Origin of the sequence: Paenibacillus sp. BC26, assembly GCF_900116125.1 — a bacterium.
GTDB lineage: Bacteria > Bacillota > Bacilli > Paenibacillales > Paenibacillaceae > Paenibacillus_Z > Paenibacillus_Z lignilyticus.
Genome location: NZ_FPAD01000009.1, coordinates 27,645 through 50,252 on the forward strand (window position 1 = coordinate 27,645; position 22,608 = coordinate 50,252).

General features: G+C 47.6%; 34 protein-coding genes. All 34 read left to right on the forward strand.

What is annotated here, in order from left to right; all coding sequences use genetic code 11:
- The first annotated feature begins 75 nt into the window (after window positions 1–75).
- The 34 genes from rpoC (at window position 76) to rpsM (ending at window position 22,597) form a co-directional block, all read left to right on the forward strand.
- The gene (rpoC, locus tag BM412_RS30940; RefSeq protein WP_091225555.1) at window positions 76–3,699 is read left to right on the forward strand and encodes a DNA-directed RNA polymerase subunit beta'; all 3,624 of its coding nucleotides are present in this window, start codon (window positions 76–78) and stop codon (window positions 3,697–3,699) included.
- 263 nt (window positions 3,700–3,962) lie between these two features.
- Complete coding sequence (locus BM412_RS30945) at window positions 3,963–4,193, forward strand: ribosomal L7Ae/L30e/S12e/Gadd45 family protein (protein WP_091225556.1); 231 nt, start codon at window positions 3,963–3,965, stop codon at window positions 4,191–4,193.
- Between the two features lie 134 nt (window positions 4,194–4,327).
- Window positions 4,328–4,747, forward strand: a complete 420-nt coding sequence (gene rpsL / locus BM412_RS30950; RefSeq protein ID WP_091225557.1) for a 30S ribosomal protein S12 — start codon at window positions 4,328–4,330, stop codon at window positions 4,745–4,747.
- Between the two features lie 64 nt (window positions 4,748–4,811).
- On the forward strand, window positions 4,812–5,282 hold the full coding sequence (gene rpsG, locus BM412_RS30955) for a 30S ribosomal protein S7 (protein ID WP_091225558.1): 471 nt from the start codon (window positions 4,812–4,814) through the stop codon (window positions 5,280–5,282).
- Window positions 5,283–5,311: 29 nt separating this feature from the next.
- Complete coding sequence (gene fusA, locus BM412_RS30960; protein ID WP_091225559.1) at window positions 5,312–7,393, forward strand: elongation factor G; 2,082 nt, start codon at window positions 5,312–5,314, stop codon at window positions 7,391–7,393.
- A 112-nt stretch (window positions 7,394–7,505) separates the two neighbouring features.
- Window positions 7,506–8,696, forward strand: a complete 1,191-nt coding sequence (gene tuf, locus BM412_RS30965) for an elongation factor Tu (RefSeq protein WP_091225560.1) — start codon at window positions 7,506–7,508, stop codon at window positions 8,694–8,696.
- Between the two features lie 583 nt (window positions 8,697–9,279).
- Window positions 9,280–9,588 carry a 30S ribosomal protein S10 gene (rpsJ, locus tag BM412_RS30970; protein WP_005544556.1) on the forward strand — a complete coding sequence of 103 codons (309 nt, stop codon included), beginning with the start codon at window positions 9,280–9,282 and terminating at the stop codon, window positions 9,586–9,588.
- A gap of 41 nt (window positions 9,589–9,629) precedes the next feature.
- Window positions 9,630–10,253 carry a 50S ribosomal protein L3 gene (rplC, locus tag BM412_RS30975; protein ID WP_091225561.1) on the forward strand — a complete coding sequence of 208 codons (624 nt, stop codon included), beginning with the start codon at window positions 9,630–9,632 and terminating at the stop codon, window positions 10,251–10,253.
- 25 nt (window positions 10,254–10,278) lie between these two features.
- A complete protein-coding gene (gene rplD / locus BM412_RS30980; protein WP_090986334.1) occupies window positions 10,279–10,902 on the forward strand; it encodes a 50S ribosomal protein L4 in 624 nt (207 codons plus the stop codon).
- Window positions 10,902–11,192, forward strand: coding sequence for a 50S ribosomal protein L23 (rplW, locus tag BM412_RS30985; protein WP_091225562.1), 291 nt, complete (start codon window positions 10,902–10,904; stop codon window positions 11,190–11,192). Before rplD ends, rplW begins: the two co-directional genes overlap by 1 nt.
- A gap of 64 nt (window positions 11,193–11,256) precedes the next feature.
- Complete coding sequence (gene rplB, locus BM412_RS30990) at window positions 11,257–12,087, forward strand: 50S ribosomal protein L2 (protein WP_091225563.1); 831 nt, start codon at window positions 11,257–11,259, stop codon at window positions 12,085–12,087.
- Between the two features lie 68 nt (window positions 12,088–12,155).
- Window positions 12,156–12,437: a 30S ribosomal protein S19 gene (gene rpsS, locus BM412_RS30995; protein WP_091225564.1), complete on the forward strand. Its 282-nt coding sequence runs from the start codon at window positions 12,156–12,158 to the stop codon at window positions 12,435–12,437.
- Between the two features lie 43 nt (window positions 12,438–12,480).
- A complete protein-coding gene (gene rplV / locus BM412_RS31000; RefSeq protein ID WP_090986326.1) occupies window positions 12,481–12,816 on the forward strand; it encodes a 50S ribosomal protein L22 in 336 nt (111 codons plus the stop codon).
- A 13-nt stretch (window positions 12,817–12,829) separates the two neighbouring features.
- Window positions 12,830–13,492 (forward strand): 30S ribosomal protein S3, encoded by a 663-nt coding sequence (gene rpsC / locus BM412_RS31005; protein ID WP_091225565.1) that lies wholly within the window; start codon window positions 12,830–12,832, stop codon window positions 13,490–13,492.
- A 2-nt stretch (window positions 13,493–13,494) separates the two neighbouring features.
- The gene (rplP, locus tag BM412_RS31010) at window positions 13,495–13,929 is read left to right on the forward strand and encodes a 50S ribosomal protein L16 (RefSeq protein ID WP_090986323.1); all 435 of its coding nucleotides are present in this window, start codon (window positions 13,495–13,497) and stop codon (window positions 13,927–13,929) included.
- The gene (rpmC, locus tag BM412_RS31015; RefSeq protein ID WP_090583239.1) at window positions 13,919–14,119 is read left to right on the forward strand and encodes a 50S ribosomal protein L29; all 201 of its coding nucleotides are present in this window, start codon (window positions 13,919–13,921) and stop codon (window positions 14,117–14,119) included. The genes rplP and rpmC overlap by 11 nt, the downstream gene beginning before the upstream one ends.
- Before the next feature lie 48 nt (window positions 14,120–14,167).
- On the forward strand, window positions 14,168–14,431 hold the full coding sequence (gene rpsQ / locus BM412_RS31020) for a 30S ribosomal protein S17 (protein WP_090986321.1): 264 nt from the start codon (window positions 14,168–14,170) through the stop codon (window positions 14,429–14,431).
- A gap of 44 nt (window positions 14,432–14,475) precedes the next feature.
- Window positions 14,476–14,844 (forward strand): 50S ribosomal protein L14, encoded by a 369-nt coding sequence (gene rplN, locus BM412_RS31025; RefSeq protein WP_090583243.1) that lies wholly within the window; start codon window positions 14,476–14,478, stop codon window positions 14,842–14,844.
- A gap of 45 nt (window positions 14,845–14,889) precedes the next feature.
- Window positions 14,890–15,243, forward strand: coding sequence for a 50S ribosomal protein L24 (rplX, locus tag BM412_RS31030; protein ID WP_091225566.1), 354 nt, complete (start codon window positions 14,890–14,892; stop codon window positions 15,241–15,243).
- Between the two features lie 31 nt (window positions 15,244–15,274).
- Window positions 15,275–15,817 (forward strand): 50S ribosomal protein L5, encoded by a 543-nt coding sequence (gene rplE / locus BM412_RS31035; protein WP_090986316.1) that lies wholly within the window; start codon window positions 15,275–15,277, stop codon window positions 15,815–15,817.
- 22 nt (window positions 15,818–15,839) lie between these two features.
- Window positions 15,840–16,025, forward strand: coding sequence for a type Z 30S ribosomal protein S14 (locus BM412_RS31040; RefSeq protein ID WP_090583249.1), 186 nt, complete (start codon window positions 15,840–15,842; stop codon window positions 16,023–16,025).
- Between the two features lie 30 nt (window positions 16,026–16,055).
- The gene (gene rpsH, locus BM412_RS31045; protein ID WP_090986314.1) at window positions 16,056–16,454 is read left to right on the forward strand and encodes a 30S ribosomal protein S8; all 399 of its coding nucleotides are present in this window, start codon (window positions 16,056–16,058) and stop codon (window positions 16,452–16,454) included.
- A 30-nt stretch (window positions 16,455–16,484) separates the two neighbouring features.
- Window positions 16,485–17,027, forward strand: a complete 543-nt coding sequence (rplF, locus tag BM412_RS31050; RefSeq protein WP_091225567.1) for a 50S ribosomal protein L6 — start codon at window positions 16,485–16,487, stop codon at window positions 17,025–17,027.
- 67 nt (window positions 17,028–17,094) lie between these two features.
- A complete protein-coding gene (rplR, locus tag BM412_RS31055; RefSeq protein WP_091225568.1) occupies window positions 17,095–17,463 on the forward strand; it encodes a 50S ribosomal protein L18 in 369 nt (122 codons plus the stop codon).
- A gap of 31 nt (window positions 17,464–17,494) precedes the next feature.
- The gene (gene rpsE, locus BM412_RS31060) at window positions 17,495–17,992 is read left to right on the forward strand and encodes a 30S ribosomal protein S5 (protein ID WP_090986309.1); all 498 of its coding nucleotides are present in this window, start codon (window positions 17,495–17,497) and stop codon (window positions 17,990–17,992) included.
- Between the two features lie 13 nt (window positions 17,993–18,005).
- Complete coding sequence (gene rpmD, locus BM412_RS31065) at window positions 18,006–18,191, forward strand: 50S ribosomal protein L30 (protein WP_090583259.1); 186 nt, start codon at window positions 18,006–18,008, stop codon at window positions 18,189–18,191.
- A gap of 120 nt (window positions 18,192–18,311) precedes the next feature.
- Complete coding sequence (gene rplO / locus BM412_RS31070; protein ID WP_090986306.1) at window positions 18,312–18,752, forward strand: 50S ribosomal protein L15; 441 nt, start codon at window positions 18,312–18,314, stop codon at window positions 18,750–18,752.
- The gene (gene secY / locus BM412_RS31075) at window positions 18,753–20,051 is read left to right on the forward strand and encodes a preprotein translocase subunit SecY (protein WP_091225569.1); all 1,299 of its coding nucleotides are present in this window, start codon (window positions 18,753–18,755) and stop codon (window positions 20,049–20,051) included.
- A gap of 87 nt (window positions 20,052–20,138) precedes the next feature.
- Window positions 20,139–20,792 (forward strand): adenylate kinase, encoded by a 654-nt coding sequence (locus tag BM412_RS31080; protein ID WP_090986302.1) that lies wholly within the window; start codon window positions 20,139–20,141, stop codon window positions 20,790–20,792.
- A complete protein-coding gene (gene map, locus BM412_RS31085; RefSeq protein WP_091225570.1) occupies window positions 20,789–21,550 on the forward strand; it encodes a type I methionyl aminopeptidase in 762 nt (253 codons plus the stop codon). Before BM412_RS31080 ends, map begins: the two co-directional genes overlap by 4 nt.
- A gap of 14 nt (window positions 21,551–21,564) precedes the next feature.
- On the forward strand, window positions 21,565–21,837 hold the full coding sequence (locus BM412_RS31090) for a KOW domain-containing RNA-binding protein (RefSeq protein ID WP_090986392.1): 273 nt from the start codon (window positions 21,565–21,567) through the stop codon (window positions 21,835–21,837).
- Between the two features lie 2 nt (window positions 21,838–21,839).
- The gene (infA, locus tag BM412_RS31095; RefSeq protein WP_015847200.1) at window positions 21,840–22,055 is read left to right on the forward strand and encodes a translation initiation factor IF-1; all 216 of its coding nucleotides are present in this window, start codon (window positions 21,840–21,842) and stop codon (window positions 22,053–22,055) included.
- A gap of 43 nt (window positions 22,056–22,098) precedes the next feature.
- On the forward strand, window positions 22,099–22,212 hold the full coding sequence (gene rpmJ / locus BM412_RS31100) for a 50S ribosomal protein L36 (protein ID WP_003333770.1): 114 nt from the start codon (window positions 22,099–22,101) through the stop codon (window positions 22,210–22,212).
- Window positions 22,213–22,228: 16 nt separating this feature from the next.
- Window positions 22,229–22,597 carry a 30S ribosomal protein S13 gene (gene rpsM, locus BM412_RS31105; protein ID WP_091225571.1) on the forward strand — a complete coding sequence of 123 codons (369 nt, stop codon included), beginning with the start codon at window positions 22,229–22,231 and terminating at the stop codon, window positions 22,595–22,597.
- Window positions 22,598–22,608: the final 11 nt, after the last annotated feature.

A 22,608-nucleotide genomic window follows, 5' to 3' on the forward strand; every position in this document is an offset into this window, starting at 1 on the left:
TGAGCTGTGCTCCTTTAGCCGTTAACGGCGTTAAATACAGCATATTAGTGAACCATGACGAAGGAGGGTTGCTCCTTGTTGGACGTGAACAACTTCGAGTATATGAAGATTGGATTGGCATCTCCGGATAAAATCCGATCGTGGTCCCGCGGAGAAGTAAAGAAACCGGAAACGATCAACTACAGGACTTTAAAACCGGAGAAAGAAGGTCTTTTCTGCGAAAAGATTTTCGGACCGACGAAAGACTGGGAATGTCATTGCGGTAAATACAAGCGTGTTCGTTATAAAGGCGTCGTTTGTGACCGCTGTGGCGTTGAAGTAACGCGTGCGAAAGTTCGTCGTGAGCGTATGGGACATATCGAGCTGGCAGCTCCTGTATCCCATATCTGGTACTTCAAAGGAATTCCAAGCCGTATGGGGCTGGCACTTGATATGTCGCCTCGTTCGCTTGAAGAGATCATCTATTTTGCATCATATGTGGTAACGGATCCAGGCGATACGCCGCTTGAGAAAAAGCAGCTGTTGTCCGAGAAGGAATACCGCAGCTACCGTGAGAAATACGGCTATGGGTTCCATGCAGGCATGGGTGCGGAAGCAGTTAAGAAATTGCTTCAAGACATCGATGTTGAGCGTGAGCTCGAAACATTGAAAGAAGATCTTCGTACCGCTCAAGGCCAACGTCGTAACCGTGCGATCAAACGTCTTGAAGTTATCGAAGCATTCCGTAACTCCGGCAATATGCCGGAATGGATGATTCTTGATGTGTTGCCGGTCATTCCACCGGAACTTCGTCCAATGGTACAGCTTGACGGCGGACGTTTTGCAACGTCTGACCTTAATGACTTGTACCGTCGTGTAATTAACCGTAACAACCGTCTGAAACGTCTGCTTGATCTCGGTGCGCCGGATATTATCGTGCAGAATGAGAAGCGTATGCTTCAAGAAGCGGTTGATGCTTTGATCGATAACGGCCGCCGTGGCCGCCCGGTAACGGGTCCCGGTAACCGTCCGCTTAAATCGCTCAGCCATATGCTTAAAGGTAAGCAAGGACGTTTCCGTCAGAACTTGCTCGGTAAACGGGTTGACTATTCCGGTCGTTCCGTTATCGTCGTAGGTCCTAGCTTGAAAATGTTCCAATGCGGATTGCCGAAAGAAATGGCGCTTGAGCTCTTCAAGCCGTTCGTTATGAAGGAACTCGTTAACAAAGGTCTTGCACACAACATCAAGAGTGCAAAACGTAAAGTTGAACGTGTTAGCCCTGAAGTTTGGGATGTGCTGGAGGAAGTAATCAAGGAGCATCCGGTTCTGCTGAACCGTGCCCCGACCCTTCACCGTTTGGGTATCCAAGCTTTCGAACCTATTTTGGTTGAAGGCCGCGCGATTAAACTTCACCCGCTCGTTTGTACCGCTTATAACGCGGACTTTGACGGTGACCAAATGGCTGTTCACGTACCGCTCTCCGCTGAGGCGCAAGCTGAAGCACGTTTGCTTATGCTTGCTTCGGGTAACATTTTGAACCCGAAAGACGGCAAACCGGTCGTAACGCCTTCACAGGATATGGTTCTCGGAAGCTTCTACCTGACAATGGATAACAAAGAGGGTAAAGGCAGCGGCTCTGTATTCGCAACTGTGAACGAAGCGATCTCTGCATACCAACGCGGTATCGTATCGCTGCATGCACGTATATTTATCCCGGTTAAAGTTCTGAAGAAAACGTCCTTCACGGATGCACAGCAGAAAACGCTGATTTGCACCACGGTTGGTAAAGTCATCTTCAACGAAATTTACCCGCCGGATTTCCCTTACATCAACGAACCGACTAAGGTGAACTTGCTGCAAGGCACCCCGGATAAATATTTTGTCCATGATAAGGGCGCAGATTTGCTTAAGTTTATGGATGGATTGGCTCAAATTGGCGGCGTAGGTAAAGAGTATCTCGGCTTGATTATTGCAGAGTGCTTCCGTCAATACCATACAACCAGAACTTCGGTTATGCTTGATAAGATCAAGGAGCTGGGCTTTACGTACTCGACTCGTGCGGGTATTACGGTTGCGGTTTCTGACGTTATTGTTCCGCCTGAGAAGGTTGAGATCTTAAGAGAGTCCGAAGAGAAAGTTAAAGTCGTTTCGAATCAATACCGTCGCGGTTTGATTACGAACGAAGAGCGTTATGACCGTGTTATTGAAATTTGGAGCAAAACCAAAGATCAAATCACTGAAATTCTCATGAAATCGATGGATCGTTATAACTCCATCATGCTCATGGTGGATTCCAAAGCACGGGGTAACAAATCGCAAATTACACAGCTTGGCGGTATGCGTGGTTTGATGGCGAATCCATCCGGTCGGATTATCGAATTGCCAATCAAGTCCAACTTCCGTGAAGGCCTAACCGTACTCGAGTACTTCATCTCGACGCATGGTGCCCGTAAAGGTCTTGCCGATACGGCTTTGCGTACAGCTGACTCAGGTTACCTGACTCGTCGTCTGGTTGACGTTGCACAAGATGTAATCGTTCGTGAAGATGATTGCGGAACAGACAAAGGCTTTAGAGTAAGCAAAATTCAAGACGGTAAAGAGGTTATCGAAGATCTTTACGACCGTATTGAAGGCCGTTACTCCTTTGAAACTGTACGTAATCCACAAACCGGCGAAATCATTCTCAACCGCAGCCAGTTGATCGATTCCAATAAGGCAGAAGAAGTTATCGCTGCCGGAGTAGAAAGCCTGCAAATCCGTTCCGTTCTTAGCTGCCGCGCTCGTCACGGCGTATGTAAAATTTGCTACGGCCGTAACTTGGCAACAGGCAAGTTCGTTGAGATCGGCGAAGCGGTTGGTATTATCGCTGCTCAATCCATCGGGGAACCGGGAACACAGCTTACAATGCGTACCTTCCATACCGGCGGTGTTGCCGGAGACGATATTACGCAAGGTTTGCCGCGTATCCAAGAGCTTTTCGAAGCACGTAACCCGAAAGGTCAAGCGATTATTTCCGAAATCGACGGTGTTATTAAAGACATCCGCGAGACGAAAGACCGCCGTGAAATCGAAGTCCAAGGTGAAGCAGAATCCAAAGTGTACGCAGTCAGCTATGGCTCGCGTATCCGCGTAATCAAAGGCAAGCAAATTGAAGCCGGCGATGAGCTCACAGACGGTTCGATCGATCCGAAGGATATGCTCCGCATTAAAGGTATCCGTGGCGTTCAGAACTATATCCTTCAGGAAGTTCAACGCGTATACCGGAACCAAGGGGTAGAAATCAACGATAAGCACATCGAGGTTATGGTGAAGCAAATGCTTCGCAAAATCCGTATCGTAGAAGCAGGCGACACTACGCTGTTGCCGGGCGCTTTTGTTGATATTCATGAGTACGAAGCAGCTAACCGCGAAGCAATCCTCTCCGGCAAAGAGCCGGCGGTTGCGAAACCGGTATTGCTGGGTATCACCAAAGCATCCCTGGAAACGGACTCCTTCTTGTCCGCAGCTTCGTTCCAAGAGACAACTCGTGTCTTGACCGATGCCGCTATCAAAGGTAAAGTCGACCAGTTGCTTGGTTTGAAAGAGAATGTTATCATTGGTAAGCTCATCCCGGCAGGTACAGGTATGCAGCGTTATCGCAGCGTACATGTGGCTGGTATGGATGATGAACCATTGGAAGAACTGCAAGTTGAAGCAGAGAGCGTACCGGTTGAATCTTAATCGGAATGTGATATAAAGCAGCATGAGGACAAAGAGCGAGCGGGGCTGCAGCCGTTGCAAACGGGAGTAAGCCTGCCGCTCTTTGCGCCGTCATGCCTTGTCATGAATATCCATTTTCTCCTGTAATTCTTGAAGAGTCATGCTTGACATTCACCAAGCCTAGATGCTAATATGTCGTAGTGTGCCAAATCGCACAACCTCTACGCATGTCATTAACGAAACTTGATCGTTCTAGTTTTGACTGACTTGGAAGGATGGTTGAGATGCGATTTGTAATAGGTAGCAAGCAAACGACGAAGATGGTTGAGCAAGGCTTAGCCACTCAAGTCTACGTAGCACAAGATACAGATCCGCGGCTGAAGAACAGTATTGTTCGGCTTTGCGAAACATCGGGAGTGCCAATTATCTGGTCTGAATCAATGAAGAGCCTTGGGGAAACCTGCGGGATTGAAGTTGGGGCAGCGATGGCAGCGGTTATACCGGAAATCGAATAAAGAAGTAACGTTTTTACCGAGTGAAATACAAGGTAGAAACTTTCGTTTGTTTCTTTATGAACCGCCTGGATCTGTGGGCTTAAATAGCCAATATGTCTTGAACAGCTTTACTAAGTGAGGAAGGGGGATGCAACATGCCAACAATTAACCAACTCGTTCGCAAAGGCCGTGAAGCGAAAATCGTTAAATCGAAATCGCCAGCCCTGCAAAGAGGATTTAACGCACTGAAACGTGAAGAGACAAACCTGAGTTCGCCACAAAAACGCGGAGTTTGTACACGTGTAGGTACGATGACTCCGAAAAAACCGAACTCCGCTTTGCGGAAATATGCGCGTGTACGTTTGACTAACCGCGTTGAGGTTACAGCTTACATCGGCGGTATTGGACACAACCTACAGGAGCATAGCGTAGTATTGGTACGCGGCGGCCGGGTAAAAGATCTTCCGGGTGTTCGTTACCATATCGTTCGCGGTGCGCTTGATACAGCGGGTGTTAACAACCGTAAACAAGCTCGTTCCAAATACGGAACAAAACGTCCTAAAGTTAAAAAATAAGGCATAGCCGGCGACGGTTATCCTCATCCTAAAATGAAAAACTAGAAGAAAGGGGGACTTCCACATGCCACGCAAAGGTCCAGTAGCAAAACGTGATGTATTGCCAGATCCGTTGTACAGCAGCAAGCTTGTAACTCGCTTGATCAACCGTATCATGATCGATGGTAAACGCGGTGTCGCTCAAACAATTTTGTATGATGCGTTCACTCTTATCAACGAGCGTACGGGTAAAGAACCGATGGAAGTTTTTGAAGCAGCAATTAAGAACATCATGCCAGTACTTGAAGTTAAAGCACGCCGTGTAGGCGGTTCGAACTACCAGGTACCAATTGAAGTTAAACCGGAGCGCCGTACATCGCTTGGTCTCCGTTGGCTCGTGAACTATTCACGTAACCGCGGTGAGAAAACGATGGAAGAGCGTTTGGCGGCTGAAATCATCGATGCTTCCAATAACACTGGTTCATCCGTGAAAAAACGCGAAGATACACACAAAATGGCTGAAGCGAATAAAGCATTCGCTCACTATCGTTGGTAGAATTCGCTTAATCGAAGGGAGACTGAATTATGGCAAGAGAGTTCTCCTTGAAAAATACGCGTAATATCGGGATCATGGCGCATATTGATGCAGGTAAAACTACCACTACAGAGCGGATCCTGTTCTACACAGGCCGTACCCACAAAATCGGCGAGGTGCACGAAGGTGCAGCAACGATGGACTGGATGGAGCAGGAACAGGAGCGCGGAATCACGATTACTTCCGCTGCTACTACTGCTCAATGGAATGGTCACCGCATTAATATTATCGACACCCCGGGGCACGTTGACTTCACTGTTGAAGTTGAACGTTCCCTGCGTGTATTGGACGGGGCCGTTGGTGTTTTCAGTGCTAAAGAGGGCGTAGAGCCGCAATCCGAAACTGTTTGGCGTCAAGCTGACCGTTACGGCGTACCGCGTATCGCATACGTCAACAAAATGGACATTATCGGTGCAGACTTCCTTAACGTTGTTAATGATATGCGCCTGCGTCTTAACGCAAATGCGGTGGCAATTCAATTGCCGATCGGTGCAGAGAACGACTTCGTAGGTGTAATCGACTTGGTTGAACGAGTTGCTTACAAATACAAAGACGATCTTGGTAAAGATCCGGAGAAAATTGAAATCCCTGCAGAATACAAAGACAAAGTTGAAGAACTTCGTCTTGAGCTGATCGAGAAAGTTGCTGAGCTTGATGAAGAGCTCACAATGAAATATCTCGAAGGCGAAGAAATCACTGTTCCTGAGATTAAAGCTGCGCTTCGTAAAGGTGTTTGCGAAGTTAAGATCTTCCCAGTAATCGTTGGTTCTTCGTACCGTAACAAAGGCGTTCAATTGATGCTTGATGCAGTTGTTGACTACTTGCCGTCGCCAATCGACGTTCCGGATATCAAGGGTACCCTTGAAGATGGTACTGAGACGATCCGCAAGTCTGCTGACGACCAGCCTTTCGCAGCGTTGGCGTTCAAAATCATGACTGACCCTTACGTAGGTAAACTGACGTTCTTCCGCGTATACTCCGGCGTACTTAGCTCCGGTTCGTACGTTGTGAATGCAACGAAAGGCAAACGTGAGCGGATCGGTCGTATCCTTCAGATGCACGCTAACAGCCGTCAAGAGATCAGCGAAGTTTACTCCGGTGATATCGCAGCTGCTGTAGGTTTGAAAGATACAACTACTGGTGATACGCTTTGTGATGAGAAGCACCCGGTTATCCTTGAGTCCATGAACTTCCCAGAGCCGGTTATCCAGCTTGCGGTTGAGCCTAAGACTAAAGCTGACCAAGACAAAATGGGTATCGCTCTTCAAAAGCTGTCTGAGGAAGATCCTACGTTCCGTGCTCACACGGACGAAGAGACCGGCCAAACGATCATCGCTGGTATGGGCGAGCTTCACCTTGAAATCCTAGTTGACCGTATGCTTCGTGAATTCAAAGTCGAAACAAACGTTGGTAAGCCGCAAGTTGCTTATCGTGAGACGTTCAAAACGGCTGCGAAGGTCGAAGGTAAATTCGTTCGCCAATCCGGCGGTCGCGGTCAGTTCGGTCATTGTTGGGTTGAATTCTCACCGCAAGAGCCGGGAACAGGCTTTGTGTTTGAAAACAAAACTGTGGGTGGCTCTATCCCGCGTGAGTTTATCGCTCCAATTCAAGCAGGTATCGAAGAATCGATGAAAAATGGTGTCATCGCCGGCTTCCCGGTTGTTGATATCAAAGCAGTCGTTGTCGACGGTTCCTACCATGACGTTGACTCCTCGGAGATGGCGTTCAAAATTGCTGGATCGATGGCGCTTAAAGCAGCGAAGGACAAATGTTCTCCGATTTTGCTTGAGCCTATCATGAAAGTAGAAGTTAGCGTTCCTGAAGAGTACATGGGCGACGTAATGGGTATGTTGAGCTCCCGCCGCGGTCGTATCGAAGGTTCGGACACACGCCATGGTGCGTTGATCGTTCGTGCTAAGGTGCCTCTGGCTGAGATGTTCGGTTACTCCACTACACTTCGTTCCGGTACACAAGGACGCGGCGTGTTCTCCATGGAGCTTTCGCACTATGAAGAAGTACCACGTTCGATCTCGGAAGAGATCATCTCCAAATCCAAAGGTGCTGCTAACTAGTAGCCCTTTAACAACTTGTATCTCATAAGTTGTACTTTGGCTGAATGCTGGGGGCAACAGCTCCCACACAGCCGATCACATAATCTTCTATCTATTAAGGAGGAATAGTTCAATGGCTAAGGCTAAATTTGAACGTAATAAACCGCACGTTAACATTGGTACAATTGGTCACGTCGATCATGGTAAAACAACTTTGACTGCTGCAATCACAACAGTTCTTTCGAAAAGATACGGTGGTGCTGCTGTAGCATTCGACCAAATCGACAAAGCTCCAGAAGAGCGCGAGCGCGGTATCACAATCTCCACAGCTCACGTTGAGTACGAAACTCCTAACCGTCACTATGCACACGTTGACTGCCCAGGTCACGCCGACTATGTTAAAAACATGATCACTGGTGCTGCACAAATGGACGGAGCAATCCTGGTTGTATCCGCAGCTGACGGCCCAATGCCGCAAACGCGTGAGCACATCCTTCTTTCCCGCCAAGTAGGCGTACCTTACATCGTCGTATTCCTGAACAAATGCGACATGGTTGAAGATGATGAGTTGCTTGAACTCGTTGAGATGGAAGTTCGCGACCTTCTTAGCGAATATGAGTTCCCAGGCGATGATACTCCAATCATCCGCGGCGCTGCTCGTGAAGCTCTTCAAAACCCAGACGGCCCATGGGCTGACAAAATCATCGAATTGTTCGAACAAGTTGATACTTACATCCCAACTCCAACTCGTGATACTGACAAGCCTTTCCTTATGCCAGTTGAGGACGTGTTCACAATCACAGGTCGTGGTACGGTTGCTACAGGACGCGTTGAGCGTGGCGTAGTTAAAGTATCTGACGAAGTTGAAATCATCGGTATTGCTGAAGAAACTCGCAAATGCGTTGTAACAGGCGTAGAGATGTTCCGCAAATTGCTTGATTCCGCACAAGCTGGTGACAACATCGGCGCATTGCTTCGTGGTGTAGACCGTAAAGACATCGAGCGTGGTCAAGTACTTGCTAAGCCAGGTTCCGTTAAACCACACACGAACTTTACAGCTCAAATCTACGTTCTGACTAAAGAAGAGGGCGGACGTCACAAACCTTTTTTCACAGGTTACCGTCCACAGTTCTACTTCCGTACAACTGACGTAACGGGTATCATCAGCTTGCCTGAAGGTACTGAGATGGTTATGCCAGGCGACAACATCACAGTAACGGTTGAGCTTATCGCTCCAATCGCTCTGGAAGATGGTACTCGCTTCGCTATCCGTGAAGGCGGCCGTACTGTAGGCGCCGGCGCTGTAGCTTCCATCCAAAAATAATGAAACTGCAGCGTAAGCTGCAGCTCATGAAGCCCTCACTTCGGTGGGGGCTTTTTTATTACTAAATTTTGATGTTTGATTAAATGTCGTACATTCATTAATATAAGTGAAGACAAAGACGCGCAGAAACAAAGTGAACAAAGTGAATGCAGTTAATCGTAAATGGCTCTGAGTATTCAAGCCATTTTTATTATGCCTTCACCATGGGTTTTCGAAATGCATCGCTGGTAAGCTGGAAGTGTAACGGAGTGAAATGTGAGTCGGAGAGATTACGTGCTGCCTTTGAAATTAAGTTTCCACAGCTGAAGTTATTATTAATGAAGAAACTTAATTTCAACAGCAGCCGAAGGCCATATTTCATGCAGTGTAGCGGATTTTGCTTCCCAAATGATTCATTTTAACAAAACCAACATTTTTGTTGCATTCGCCCACCGTTTCAGATATAATAGTGAGCGTTGGTCTGTGACGTTGCGATGATGCGAGAGGTTGCCGACACACACGGCTCCTTTGCCATGAGGGGCGTGTCGGGTTTTCTTGCGGAGTATGTCCGATACTAAATTGGGCGATAGAAGGAGGGACTTATATGGCTAAGCAAAAGATTCGTATTCGCTTGAAAGCATACGATCATAGAATTCTGGATCAATCCGCAGAGAAGATTGTTGAAACTGCGAAACGTTCCGGTGCAGGCGTGTCTGGGCCGATTCCGCTTCCTACTGAGAAGCAAATCATCACCATTCTGCGTGCGGTACACAAGTACAAGGATTCTAGGGAGCAATTCGAAATGCGCACTCATAAGCGTTTGATCGACATTGTTAACCCAACGCCGCAAACGGTTGATGCATTGATGCGCTTAGATCTGCCATCCGGTGTAGATATCGAAATCAAACTGTAAGTTATGCATATTTGAAAATGGAAAGGAAATGAGGTGTCAACATGAAAGGTATCTTAGGTAAAAAACTTGGAATGACGCAAGTGTTTACTCCTGAAGGTAACGTAATTCCGGTTACGGTTATCGAAGCAGGCCCTTGTGTTGTTTTGCAGAAGAAGGACCAAGACAACGACGGTTACGTATCCGTACAACTTGGTTTCTCCGACAAGAAAGAATCGAGAGCTACTAAGCCAGAAATCGGCCACGCTAAAAAAGCGGAAACGGCTCCTAAGCGCTACGTTCGTGAATTCCGCAGCATCAACATTGCTGAATATGAAGTTGGCCAGGAATTGAAAGCCGACCTATTCACAGCTGGCGAGTTCGTTGACGTTACAGCTACTTCCAAAGGTAAAGGTTTCCAAGGTAACATCAAACGTTGGAACCAAAGCCGCGGCCCTATGGCGCACGGCTCGCGTTACCACCGCGGTCCAGGTTCGATGGGTTCTATCCAAGCGAACCGCGTTCCAAAAGGCAAACACCTTCCAGGTCACATGGGTAACGAAACCGTTACAATCCAAAACCTTGAAATCGTGCGCGTCGATGCAGAACGTAATGTATTGCTCGTTAAAGGCTCCATTCCGGGCCCTAAAAATAGCTTTGTAAAAGTTAAATCCACGGTGAAGAAATAATCGCCTAAGAAAGGAGGAACATGAAATGCCGAAAGTAGCACTTTATAGCGTGAACGGCTCGCAAGTTGGCGAGGTTGAATTGTCCGAAGCGGTATTCGGAATTGAACCAAACGTTCACGTATTGCATAGCGCAGTTCTTTTGCAGCAAGCTTCTGAACGCAGAGGTACGCACAAAACAAAAGGTCGCTCCGAAGTACGCGGTGGCGGTCGTAAACCTTGGAAACAAAAAGGTACAGGCCGTGCACGTCAAGGTAGCATTCGCTCCCCACAATGGGTTGGCGGTGGTACAGTATTCGGACCAACTCCACGCAGCTACAGCTTCAAACTTCCTAAGAAAGTTCGTCGCTTAGCAATCAAATCTGCTTTGTCTTCCAAAGTGATCGACAACGAAATCATCGTTCTGGATCAACTGGCGTTCGCGCAACCGAAGACTAAAGAATTCGCAGCGATTCTGAACAACCTGAAAGTGGCTCGCAAAGCACTGGTTGTAACAGCTGGCTACGAAGATAATGTAGCACTTGCAGCTCGTAACATTCCTAACGTGAAGTTCGTTGCAGCCGATGGCATCAATGTTCTAGACGTTATGAAATACGACAAGCTGATTATCACTAAAGAAGCGGTTGAAAAAGTACAGGAGGTGCTTGCGTAATGAAAAATCCTCGCGATATTATCAAGCGCCCAATCATTACTGAACAAACAAGTGATTTCATGGCGAGCAAAAAGTATGTATTCGAAGTTGATCTTCGTGCAAACAAAACTGAGATCAAACTTGCGATTCAATCGATCTTCAAAGTGAAAGTATCGAGCGTGAACACGCTTCGCATGCCGGCTAAGCCTAAACGCTACGGTAAACACAGCGGATACACATCCGAGTGGAAAAAAGCGATCGTTCAATTGAGCGCAGATAGCAACGAGCTAGAATTTTTCGAAACAGTTTAAGTAGCGAAGAAGCCCTCGGCTTCTCGTGAAAGAACGTTAGATATCGGTTAAGGAGGGAATCGAAGTGCCAGTTAAGAAGTATAAACCGACATCTCCAGCGCGACGTGGTATGTCCGTCTCGACATTTGAAGAGATCACCACAAGCACACCGGAGAAATCGCTTCTTGCGCCGCTTTTCAAAAAAGCTGGTCGTAACAACCAAGGTAAAATTACGGTTCGTCATCACGGTGGCGGCCATAAACGTAAATACCGGATCATCGACTTCAAACGTAACAAGGACGGTATCGTAGGTAACGTAGCGACGATCGAATACGATCCGAACCGTACGTCCAACATCGCACTTATCCACTATGTGGATGGCGCGAAAGCCTACATCATCGCACCTAAAGGTCTTAAAGTTGGGGATAAAATCGTTTCCGGAGCAGATGCTGACATCAAGATCGGTAACGCTTTGCCACTTGAGAACATCCCGGTAGGTACAGTTATCCATAACATCGAGCTGAAACCAGGCAAAGGCGGACAATTGGTTCGTGCTGCTGGAACAGATGCTCAACTTCTTGGTAAAGAAGAGCAATACGTCACTATTCGCTTGACGTCCGGCGAAGTACGTCGTATTCTGAAAAAATGCCGTGCTACAATCGGTTCTGTTGGTAACGAAGATCACGAACTCGTGAAAATCGGTAAAGCCGGCCGTTCCCGTTGGATGGGCAAACGCCCTGAAGTACGTGGTGTTGTAATGAACCCGAACGATCACCCACACGGTGGTGGTGAAGGCCGTGCTCCAATCGGACGTAAATCTCCAATGTCTCCATGGGGCAAACCGACACTTGGTTTCAAAACACGCAAAAAGAAAAAAGCATCGAGCCAATACATTATTCGTCGTCGTACGAAGTAATAGGCGCCTCGGCGTCATGAGCGTGACGCGCTGCGTCGCGTAACGCTAGCGTGAAGGGAGGATCATCCATGGGTCGCAGTTTGAAGAAAGGACCGTTTATTGACGGTTACTTGCTGAAAAAGGTTGAAGTTCTGAACGAGCAAGAGAAGAAGACGGTTGTTAAGACTTGGTCTCGCCGTTCTACAATCTTCCCGCAATTCATTGGTCACACTTTTGCTGTTTATGACGGTAAAAAGCACGTGCCGGTATATGTGACGGAAGATATGGTTGGCCACAAACTCGGTGAGTTCGCGCCAACGCGTTCGTACAAAGGACACGGTAACGACGATAAGAAAACTGGTCGCCGTTAATCGTTTTATAGTTACGTGATAAAGGTCGAGAGGAGGTTCATCCATGCAACAAGCTAAAGCGTTCGCTAACCACGTCCGCATTGCACCTCGTAAAGCACAGCTGGTTGTTGATTTGATCCGTGGTAAGCAAGTCGGCGAAGCAATCGCGATTCTGCGCCATACACCAAAATCGGCTTCCCCAATCGTTGAGAAGCTGCTGAATTCCGCAATTGCTAATGCGGAGCACAACTACCAGTTGGACGTGAACAAACTTGTGATTACACAAGTGTTTGTAAACCAAGGGCCAACAATGAAACGTTTCCGCCCGCGCGCAATGGGTCGTGCTAGCCGGATTAACAAAAGAACCAGCCACATTACTTTGGTGGTATCCGAAAAATAAGGAGGGAAAACGTGTGGGACAAAAAGTAAACCCGGTCGGTCTACGTGTTGGTATTATCCGTGATTGGGAATCCAAATGGTACGCAGGCAAAGACTTCGGCGAATTGCTCATGGAAGATGTTAAAATCCGTGAGTACCTCAAAAACAAATTGAAAGATGCGGCTGTCTCCAAGTTCGAAATCGAGCGTGCAGCTAACCGCGTTAACGTTACAATTCATACAGCTAAGCCTGGTATGGTAATCGGTAAAGGCGGATCTGAAGTTGAAAACCTTCGTTCCGAACTGTCGAAAATCGCTAAAGGCAAAAAAGTGCACATCAACATCTCTGAGATCAAACATCCAGAACTTGATGCGATTCTCGTAGCTGAGAGCATTGCACAACAACTTGAGCGTCGGATCTCGTTCCGCCGTGCAATGAAACAATCCATCCAACGTACAATCCGTTCGGGCGCGAAAGGTATCAAAACTTCCGTTAGCGGTCGTTTGGGCGGCGCTGAGATTGCTCGTCAAGAAGGTTATAGCGAAGGTACAGTTCCACTTCATACGCTGCGTGCAGACATTGATTATGGAACAGCAGAAGCTGCGACAACATACGGCCGTATCGGCGTAAAAGTATGGATCTATCGCGGTGAAATCCTTCCAACTAAGAAGAAAGCTCCACAGGAAGGAGGCAACTAATCATGTTGGTCCCAAAACGTGTCAAACATCGTAAACAACAACGTGGTCATATGAAAGGTCGCGCAAAAGGCGGTACTGAAGTAGCCTTCGGCGAATACGGTCTACAAGCACTTGAGCCTTCATGGATCACTAACCGTCAAATCGAAGCAGCGCGTATTGCGATGACTCGTTACATCAAACGTGGCGGTAAAGTATGGATCAAGATTTTCCCTGCGAAACCAATTACGCAAAAGCCTCTTGAAGTCCGGATGGGTAGCGGTAAAGGTAACGTAGAAAAATGGGTTGCTGTCGTAAAACCGGGCAAAATAATGTTCGAGCTTGCTGGCGTATCTGAAGAGATCGCACGTGAAGCTATGCGTCTTGCAGCACATAAACTCCCAGTTAAAACGAAGTTCGTGAAACGCGAAGAAGTGGGTGGTGAAGCAAATGAAAGCTAATGATTTCCGCAACCTAACCTCTGTTGAACTCGAACAAAAAGTCGCTGGATTCAAAGAAGAGCTATTCAACCTTCGTTTTCAATTGGCTACCGGCCAACTGGAAAACCCAACTCGCATCCGCGACGTACGTAAGGATATAGCTCGTGCCAAAACCGTTCTTCGTGAAAGAGAACTCGGAATCAGCAGCTAAACTGCGATTGTCCGTGAGCGATAACGAATGCATGGAAGGAGGATGAACATGAGCGAACGTAATGCCCGCAAAGTTCAAGTAGGTAAAGTCGTGAGTGATAAAATGGACAAAACAATCGTTGTTGCCATTGAAACTTACAAAAAACACGATCTGTACCACAAACGTATTAAATACACGAGAAAATTCAAGGCGCACGACGAGAACAACCAAGCTAAGATCGGTGATATCGTTAAAGTCATGGAAACTCGCCCGCTATCGAAAGACAAACGGTTCCGTTTAGTCGAGATCGTTGAAGCTGCTGTTATTTTGTAAGAAATGCTTCTTAGTAAGCATTTTCCCGAAAGGAGGACGTTGAAATGATTCAACCATTTACACGTTTGGCTGTCGCTGACAACTCTGGCGCGAAAGAACTGATGTGCATCCGTGTGCTCGGTGGTACTGGACGTCGTGTTGGCCATATCGGCGATTTGATCGTCTGCTCCGTCAAACAAGCAACACCCGGTGGCGTTGTCAAAAAGGGTGATGTAGTTAAAGCGGTTATCGTGCGTACGAAACGTGCGGTTCGCCGTAAAGACGGTTCATACATCGCATTTGATGAGAATGCAGCGGTTATCGTAAAAGAAGACAAAAGCCCGCGCGGCACACGTATTTTTGGACCAGTTGCTCGTGAACTTCGCGACCGCGACTTCATGAAAATCGTATCGCTTGCTCCGGAAGTTATCTAAAAAGTACTTTGCGCATTCCGCGCAAGCACGCAGGAGGTGTAACTCATGCCACGGTTGAAGAAAGTGTTGGAATCTCATAACAATAAATTGCACGTGAAGAAAGACGACACGGTAATGGTCATTACGGGCAAAGACAAAGGCAAAAAAGGCCGCGTTATTGCAGCGTATCCGCGCCAAAACCGCGTACTCGTCGAAGGCGTCAATATGGTGAAGAAACATGCTCGTCCTTCGCAAGCTAATCCGCAAGGCGGCATTATCGAACAAGAAGCGGCGATTCACGTTTCCAATGTTATGCACATCGATCCTAAGAGCGGTAAAGTAACTCGGATCGGATATAAAGTGCTTGATAACGGCAAAAAAGTCCGGATCGCTAAAAAATCCGGCGAGGTAATTGATTAATTGACCGATACGGAAAGGAGGTCCACGTTACATGGCAGCAAGAATGAAAGATCGTTTCCTGAATGAAATCACTCCTGCTCTTATGCAGAAGTTCAACTATACAACAGTAATGCAAGTGCCTAAGATCGAGAAAGTCGTTATCAACATGGGTGTTGGTGAGGCTGTTTCCAACTCTAAAGTTCTCGATGTTGCTGTTGAAGACATGCGTTTGATCTCTGGTCAAAAGCCTGTAGTAACTCGCTCCAAGAAATCGATCGCTGGTTTCAAACTTCGCGAGAACATGCCGATCGGGGTTAAAGTAACACTGCGCGGTGAGCGTATGTACTACTTCCTTGATAAACTGTTCAATGTCACACTTCCACGCGTACGCGATTTCCGCGGCGTATCAAACAAAGCGTTTGATGGCCGTGGTAACTACACTCTGGGTTTGAAAGAGCAATTGATCTTCCCTGAGATCGAGTACGATAAAGTTGACAAAGTACGCGGTATGGACGTCGTCATCGTCACGACGGCAAAATCGGACGAAGAAGCTCGTGAACTGCTGACCCAAATGGGCATGCCGTTTACGAAGTAATCCACAGGAGGTGTAATACCAAGTGGCAAAAACTTCGATGAAGGTTAAGCAGCAACGTGCTCCTAAATTCAAAGTGCAGGCTTATACACGCTGCGAACGTTGCGGCCGTCCGCATTCCGTTTTGCAAAAGTTTAAAATTTGCCGGATTTGTTTCCGTGAATTAGCATACAAAGGCCAGATTCCTGGCGTTAAAAAAGCAAGCTGGTAATCAGCCTAGTTCGGGAAGGAGGTTTACACAATGGTTATGTCTGATCCGATCGCAGATATGCTTACACGCATTCGCAACGCAAACGTTGTGCGTCATGAGACCGTAGAAATGCCTGCTTCGAAAGTAAAGAAGCAAATCGCTGAAATTTTGAAACGCGAGGGCTTTATCCGCGATGCCGAGTATATTGAAGATAACAAACAAGGGATGATCCGTATTTTCCTTAAATACGGCCCGAACCAAGAGCGTGTAATTACGGGGCTGAAACGTATCAGCAAACCGGGTCTACGCGTTTACACGAAAAGCACTGAAGTGCCTCGCGTATTGGGCGGCCTGGGAATGGCGATCATTTCCACGTCCCAAGGAATTATGACTGATAAAGAAGCTCGTCAGGTTAAATCCGGCGGCGAAGTCGTCTGCTACGTTTGGTAATTAACTGTCACAACGATTGGAGGTGTAACAATGTCTCGTATTGGCCGTAAACCGATCCAAGTTCCAGGTGGCGTAAACATCGACTTGGACAACAGCACTATCACTGTTAAAGGACCTAAAGGTACACTGAGCCGCGCAATCCACAAAGATATGAATGTGGTTGTAGCTGACAGCGTAATTACCGTTGAGCGTCCTTCCGACAATAAATTGCATCGTTCCCTACACGGTACAACTCGCAGCATCATCGCTAACATGGTTAGTGGTGTAACTGAAGGCTTCGTAAGAAACCTTGAGCTAGTAGGCGTTGGTTACCGTGCAAACAAAACTGGCGAGAAAATCGTACTTAACGTTGGTTACTCGCACCCAGTAGAAATCACTCCTGAGAACGGCATCGAGTTCGAAGTTCCTTCGAACACGAAAATCATCGTAAAAGGCATCGACAAAGAACTCGTTGGTGCAACTGCTGCGAAGATCCGTTCCGTACGTGAGCCAGAGCCGTATAAAGGTAAAGGTATCAAGTATGAAGGCGAGCGTATCCTTCGTAAAGAAGGTAAAGCTGGTAAGAAGAAGTAAGCAGCCGCGAATGCCGGCGCTTAATCGGATAGCTTCATAAGGACTCAAGGAAAGGAGTGTACAACGAATGATTACAAAAGGCGATAAAAACAAAGCACGTCTCAAACGTCACCTGCGTGTGCGTAAGAAAATCAACGGAACTACGCAGCGTCCGCGTCTCTCTGTATTCCGTTCCTCCAAACACATCTATGCACAACTGATTGATGATGTTCTAGGCGTAACGGTCGCTTCAGCGTCCACGCTTGATAAAGAAATCGCAGAACAATTCACAAATGGTGGTAACATCGAGGCTGCTCGCAAAATCGGTGAAGTTATCGCTTCTCGCGCTAAAGCGAAAGGCGTTGACCAAGTGGTTTTCGACCGCGGCGGTTACTTGTACCATGGAAGAATTCAAGCACTGGCTGATGCAGCTCGCGAAGCAGGACTTGAGTTTTAATCGATAATACTTATGAAGGAGGTAAGTCGACTTGCGTATCGATCCAAATACGTTGGAACTAACTGAAAAAGTAGTTCAAATCAACCGTGTAGCGAAAGTAGTAAAAGGCGGACGCCGTTTCAGCTTCAGCGCACTGGTAGTTGTAGGTGACGGTAAAGGATATGTTGGCGCAGGGATCGGGAAAGCTGGCGAGGTACCGGATGCAATCCGCAAAGGTATCGAAGATGCTAAGAAAAACCTGATCCATGTACCACTTGTGAAAACAACAATCCCACATCAAGTGCTCGGACACTTCGGCGCTGGCCGCGTATTGCTTAAACCAGCATCTGAAGGTACTGGAGTAATTGCAGGCGGTCCGGTTCGTGCCGTTCTTGAGCTTGCAGGTGTAGGCGACATTCTAACCAAATCGCTTGGTTCTTCAAACTCCATGAATATGGTTAACGCGACACTAGAAGGACTTTCCCGTCTGAAACGTGCCGAGGACGTTGCTAAACTTCGTGGTAAAACCGTGAAAGAGCTTTTGGGCTAAGGAGGAGAATACGATGGCAAAATTGCAAATCACCCTCGTTCGCAGCCTGATCGGTCGTAACGAGAAGCAGCGTGCGACTGTTGCTACGCTTGGTCTTCGCAAGATTCGTCAATCGGTTGTCCACAGTGACAGCCCGGCTATCCGTGGCATGATTACTCATGTCAGCCACTTGATCAAAGTGGAAGAAGTACAAGCATAAATCGTCATTAATGGCGTAAATGATATACCGCTTCAACAGTATGCTTTCAAAGACGAGTTTTGCTGATGAAGCAAACTCGTACAGAAAGCAGCGTAAAACATTAAGGAGGTGCAACGTACGATGAAATTGCATGAACTTTCACCAGCACCGGGTTCTCGTAAAGAGGGCTTCCGTAAAGGCCGTGGTATCGGTAGCGGCAACGGTAAGACAGCCGGTCGTGGTCACAAAGGTCAAAATGCTCGTTCCGGTGGTGGCGTTCGCCCAGGGTTCGAGGGCGGACAAAACCCATTGTACCGTCGCTTGCCTAAACGCGGCTTCAACAACCCGTTCCGTAAAGAGTATGCGATTGTGAACATCGATGAGTTGAACAGCTTTGCAGCTGGCACAGAGGTAACACCTGAGCTTCTGCTTGAGCAAGGTATCGTTAAAAACCCACAGAGCGGAATCAAGATCTTGGGTAACGGCGAAATCACTGTTCAGCTTACGGTAAAAGCAAGCAAGTTCTCTCAATCTGCGGTAGAGAAAATCCAGGCTGCCGGCGGTAAAACCGAGGTGATCTAATTGTTCAAGACCGTGTCCAACATTTGGAAAGTGGAAGACCTTCGCAAGCGGATCCTGTTCACGCTGTTCATCCTGTTGGTTTACCGGATCGGTTCCTTTATCCCGGTTCCTGGTGTCAATAAAGATGTATTTACACAAACTGATCAGGCCGGTTCTGAATTGTTTGGTTTGCTTAATACGTTTTCCGGTGGGGCACTGTTCCAGTTCTCGATCTTCGCGATCGGGATCATGCCTTACATTACCTCTTCGATCATCGTACAGCTTCTGTCGATGGACGTTATCCCTAAATTCGCCGAATGGGCGAAGGAAGGCGAGAACGGTAAACGTAAACTTGCTCAAATTACTCGTTACGGTACGATTGTTCTTGGTTTAGTCCAAGGTTTTGGTACTGCAATTGGTTTTAACCGGCAATATCAGTACGATATGATTCCTGGTGCAACGGTTACGGATTATATTATGATTGCGATAATTCTGACGGCGGGAACAGCCTTCCTCATGTGGCTCGGTGAGCAGATTACAGAGAGAGGCATCGGCAACGGGATCTCGGTCCTGATCTTTGCCGGTATCGTAGCAGCAATTCCTACACACATTCGCTCGATTTACACAGCGGAGTTTGTTGATGCAAGCAACATCTTCCTGAGCATCATTAAGGTAGTTGTGATTGTAATTGCGATCATCGCAATTATAGTCGGCGTTATCTTTGTACAACAAGGTATTCGTAAGATTCCGGTACAATACGCTAAGCGCGTTGTTGGACGGAAAATGTACGGTGGGCAATCTACCCACATTCCGCTGAAAGTTAACGGTGCAGGTGTTATCCCGGTTATCTTTGCGGTATCGCTTCTGATGTTCCCGGTTACGATCGCGAACTTCTGGTCGACGCATGCTTGGGCAACATGGGTTCAAACTCATATGTACTACGACAAGCCGCTTGGCATGGTGTTGTACGTAATACTGATTATCGCTTTCACGTTCTTCTACACGTTTGTGCAAATCAATCCGGTGCAGATGGCAGATCAAATGAAGAAAAATGGTGGTTATATCCCGGGCATTCGTCCTGGTAAACCGACATCTTCCTACATTACGCGCGTCATGTCGCGGATCACACTCAGCGGAGCGATCTTCCTATCGCTCATCTCGATCTTGCCGGTACTCTTCGGCACGCTCGCTGATTTGCCTCGTGATGTGAAGCTCGGCGGAACCTCGCTGCTAATCGTAATCGGTGTTGCACTGGATACGATGAAGCAAATCGAGACGCAATTGATCAAGCGCCACTACAAAGGGTTTATCAATAAATAACAATAGGTTCGCAAGCGGGCTTCCGCGCATCTAATTGTGTGGCGGGACCCGGCCGAGCCTATTATGTTTAAAGCGAGGAACACGCTAATGAACATCTTATTCATGGGCCCTCCGGGCGCCGGCAAAGGCACACAGGCGGAACGTATCGTGGACACTTTCAGTGTCCCGCACATTTCCACTGGCGATGCTTTCCGTTTAGCAATGAAGCAAGGCACACCTCTTGGTCTGAAGGCGAAAGAATTCGTGGATCAAGGACTTCTTGTCCCGGATGAAATCACAAACGGCATCGTTCGTGAACGTCTCCAACTTGAGGATTGTAATGGCGGCTTCCTGCTGGATGGATTTCCTCGCACGCTGCAACAAGCTGAGGCGCTGGACGGGATGTTGGCTGAAATGGGACGCAGTATCGATCATGTTGTTAACTTGAAGGTTGACCGCGGTCTACTGCTTGCGCGTCTGACCGGTCGTCGCATTTGTAAAGCATGCGGCTCCACTTACCATGTTATGTTCAACCCGCCGAAGCAAGAAGGCGTTTGTGATAAATGCGGCGGCGAGCTGTATCAGCGGTCAGACGATACGGAAGCAAAAGTAGGCACGCGTCTCGACGAATACATCTCCAAAACAGCTCCATTACTTGAGTACTACACAAGTAAAGCCGTTTTGTGCGAAGTAGACGGCGAGAAAGAAATCGACGAAGTTACAGCTGACATCGTTAGCTGCCTGCGGGGAACGGCAGAATGATTATTTGCAAATCCGAATCGGAATTGCAAATAATGAGAATAGCTGGCCGAATTGTATCGGAGACGCATCGCTTGCTCAAACAAGCTATTCATCCCGGCATTACGACCAAAGAACTGGACGATATTGCTGAGAAATACATTCGCAGTCAGGACGCAATACCTTCTTTTAAAGGGTACAATCAATTTCCTGCCAGTATCTGCGCTTCTGTAAACAATGAGCTGGTACACGGTATTCCAGGATCACGCAAGCTGAACGATGGCGACATCATCAGTATTGATATTGGCGCACAGTATAAAGGCTACCATGGCGATTCCGCTTGGACCTACGGTGTAGGCAATATTAGTGAAGAGTCCCAGCGACTGCTCGACATTACAGAACAATCGCTCTATGCAGGACTCGCGCTCGTGAAACCGGATGTTCGTTTGTTTACCATCTCGCATGCGATTCAACAAGTGATTGAAGCTGCTGGTTTTTCTGTTGTTCGAGACTTTGTGGGGCATGGCATTGGTGCAGATCTGCACGAAGAACCGCAAATCCCGAATTTCGGATTACCCGATCGCGGACCTCGTCTAAAACCAGGAATGGTGCTGGCGATAGAACCGATGGTCAACATCGGTGAGCGATATGTGCGTACACTGGAGGATAATTGGACAGTCGTTACACAGGATAACAGCCGTTGCGCTCACTTTGAGCACACGGTTGCCGTCACAGAGGACGGCTGCGAAATCTTAACCCTATCCAGGGAGCAGGCAGGTTGAGTGCATTGGAACATATGCCGGAGATCGGCCGTATAGTTAAGGTCCTTAAAGGAAAAGACGGAGGCTCATACGCCGTCATCATTCAGGTTCTGGATGAACGTTTCGTCCTTGTAGCTGACGGAGACAAGCGGCGCTTCGATCAATCGAAGAAGAAGAACGTACTGCATCTTCTGATGCAACCGGTCGTCAGTCATGAAGTGGCTGACAGCATGCGGGAAACCGGCCGTGTTACTAACGCAAAGCTGCGTTACGCAATTCAGAAGGCTGTGCAAGGGAAAGGAGAATGACTATGGCCAAAGAAGACGTTATTGAAGTCGAAGGTACGGTCATCGAACCACTACCTAACGCCATGTTCAAGGTTGAACTTGAGAATGGACACCAAATTCTCGCCCATGTATCGGGCAAACTGAGAATGCATTTTATCCGCATTCTGACAGGAGATAAAGTAGTCATTCAATTGTCGCCTTATGATTTATCTAGAGGACGCATTACCTATCGGAAGTAGGCCTTAAAGGCCTGCCGACGAAAGAATTCGGGAGGTAATCACAATGAAGGTTAGACCATCGGTCAAGCCGATTTGCGAGAAATGTAAAGTCATTCGCCGCAAAGGCAATGTTATGGTGATTTGTGAAAATCCGAAACACAAACAAAAACAAGGATAAGGAGGGATAACGATACATGGCACGTATTGCTGGTGTAGACTTACCGCGTGATAAACGCGTTGTCATCGCTCTGACATACATCTTCGGTATTGGCAGAACGACTGCTAATAAAATTCTTAGCACAACCGGTATTAGCGAAAATACTCGCGTTCGTGATCTGACAGAAGATGAAGTCAGCCAACTTCGCGAAACAATCGACAAAACGGTTAAAGTAGAAGGCGACCTTCGCCGTGAAATTTCGCTTAACATCAAACGTCTGATCGAGATCGGCTGCTACCGCGGTGTTCGTCACCGTCGTGGTCTTCCGGTTCGTGGTCAACGGACGAAAACAAATGCTCGTACGCGTAAAGGTCCTCGCCGGACTGTAGCGAACAAGAAGAAATAAGAAGGAGGGAT

Coding starts and splice junctions, on each gene's coding strand:
- BM412_RS30945 (WP_091225556.1), top strand. CDS start 3,963: ATGCGATTTGTAATAGGTAGCAAGCAAACGACGAAGATGGTTGAGCAA.
- rpsL (WP_091225557.1), top strand. CDS start 4,328: ATGCCAACAATTAACCAACTCGTTCGCAAAGGCCGTGAAGCGAAAATC.
- rpsG (WP_091225558.1), top strand. CDS start 4,812: ATGCCACGCAAAGGTCCAGTAGCAAAACGTGATGTATTGCCAGATCCG.
- fusA (WP_091225559.1), top strand. CDS start 5,312: ATGGCAAGAGAGTTCTCCTTGAAAAATACGCGTAATATCGGGATCATG.
- tuf (WP_091225560.1), top strand. CDS start 7,506: ATGGCTAAGGCTAAATTTGAACGTAATAAACCGCACGTTAACATTGGT.
- rpsJ (WP_005544556.1), top strand. CDS start 9,280: ATGGCTAAGCAAAAGATTCGTATTCGCTTGAAAGCATACGATCATAGA.
- rplC (WP_091225561.1), top strand. CDS start 9,630: ATGAAAGGTATCTTAGGTAAAAAACTTGGAATGACGCAAGTGTTTACT.
- rplD (WP_090986334.1), top strand. CDS start 10,279: ATGCCGAAAGTAGCACTTTATAGCGTGAACGGCTCGCAAGTTGGCGAG.
- rplW (WP_091225562.1), top strand. CDS start 10,902: ATGAAAAATCCTCGCGATATTATCAAGCGCCCAATCATTACTGAACAA.
- rpsS (WP_091225564.1), top strand. CDS start 12,156: ATGGGTCGCAGTTTGAAGAAAGGACCGTTTATTGACGGTTACTTGCTG.
- rplV (WP_090986326.1), top strand. CDS start 12,481: ATGCAACAAGCTAAAGCGTTCGCTAACCACGTCCGCATTGCACCTCGT.
- rplP (WP_090986323.1), top strand. CDS start 13,495: ATGTTGGTCCCAAAACGTGTCAAACATCGTAAACAACAACGTGGTCAT.
- rpmC (WP_090583239.1), top strand. CDS start 13,919: ATGAAAGCTAATGATTTCCGCAACCTAACCTCTGTTGAACTCGAACAA.
- rpsQ (WP_090986321.1), top strand. CDS start 14,168: ATGAGCGAACGTAATGCCCGCAAAGTTCAAGTAGGTAAAGTCGTGAGT.
- rplN (WP_090583243.1), top strand. CDS start 14,476: ATGATTCAACCATTTACACGTTTGGCTGTCGCTGACAACTCTGGCGCG.
- rplX (WP_091225566.1), top strand. CDS start 14,890: ATGCCACGGTTGAAGAAAGTGTTGGAATCTCATAACAATAAATTGCAC.
- rplE (WP_090986316.1), top strand. CDS start 15,275: ATGGCAGCAAGAATGAAAGATCGTTTCCTGAATGAAATCACTCCTGCT.
- rpsH (WP_090986314.1), top strand. CDS start 16,056: ATGGTTATGTCTGATCCGATCGCAGATATGCTTACACGCATTCGCAAC.
- rplF (WP_091225567.1), top strand. CDS start 16,485: ATGTCTCGTATTGGCCGTAAACCGATCCAAGTTCCAGGTGGCGTAAAC.
- rplR (WP_091225568.1), top strand. CDS start 17,095: ATGATTACAAAAGGCGATAAAAACAAAGCACGTCTCAAACGTCACCTG.
- rpmD (WP_090583259.1), top strand. CDS start 18,006: ATGGCAAAATTGCAAATCACCCTCGTTCGCAGCCTGATCGGTCGTAAC.
- rplO (WP_090986306.1), top strand. CDS start 18,312: ATGAAATTGCATGAACTTTCACCAGCACCGGGTTCTCGTAAAGAGGGC.
- BM412_RS31080 (WP_090986302.1), top strand. CDS start 20,139: ATGAACATCTTATTCATGGGCCCTCCGGGCGCCGGCAAAGGCACACAG.
- map (WP_091225570.1), top strand. CDS start 20,789: ATGATTATTTGCAAATCCGAATCGGAATTGCAAATAATGAGAATAGCT.
- BM412_RS31090 (WP_090986392.1), top strand. CDS start 21,565: ATGCCGGAGATCGGCCGTATAGTTAAGGTCCTTAAAGGAAAAGACGGA.
- infA (WP_015847200.1), top strand. CDS start 21,840: ATGGCCAAAGAAGACGTTATTGAAGTCGAAGGTACGGTCATCGAACCA.
- rpmJ (WP_003333770.1), top strand. CDS start 22,099: ATGAAGGTTAGACCATCGGTCAAGCCGATTTGCGAGAAATGTAAAGTC.
- rpsM (WP_091225571.1), top strand. CDS start 22,229: ATGGCACGTATTGCTGGTGTAGACTTACCGCGTGATAAACGCGTTGTC.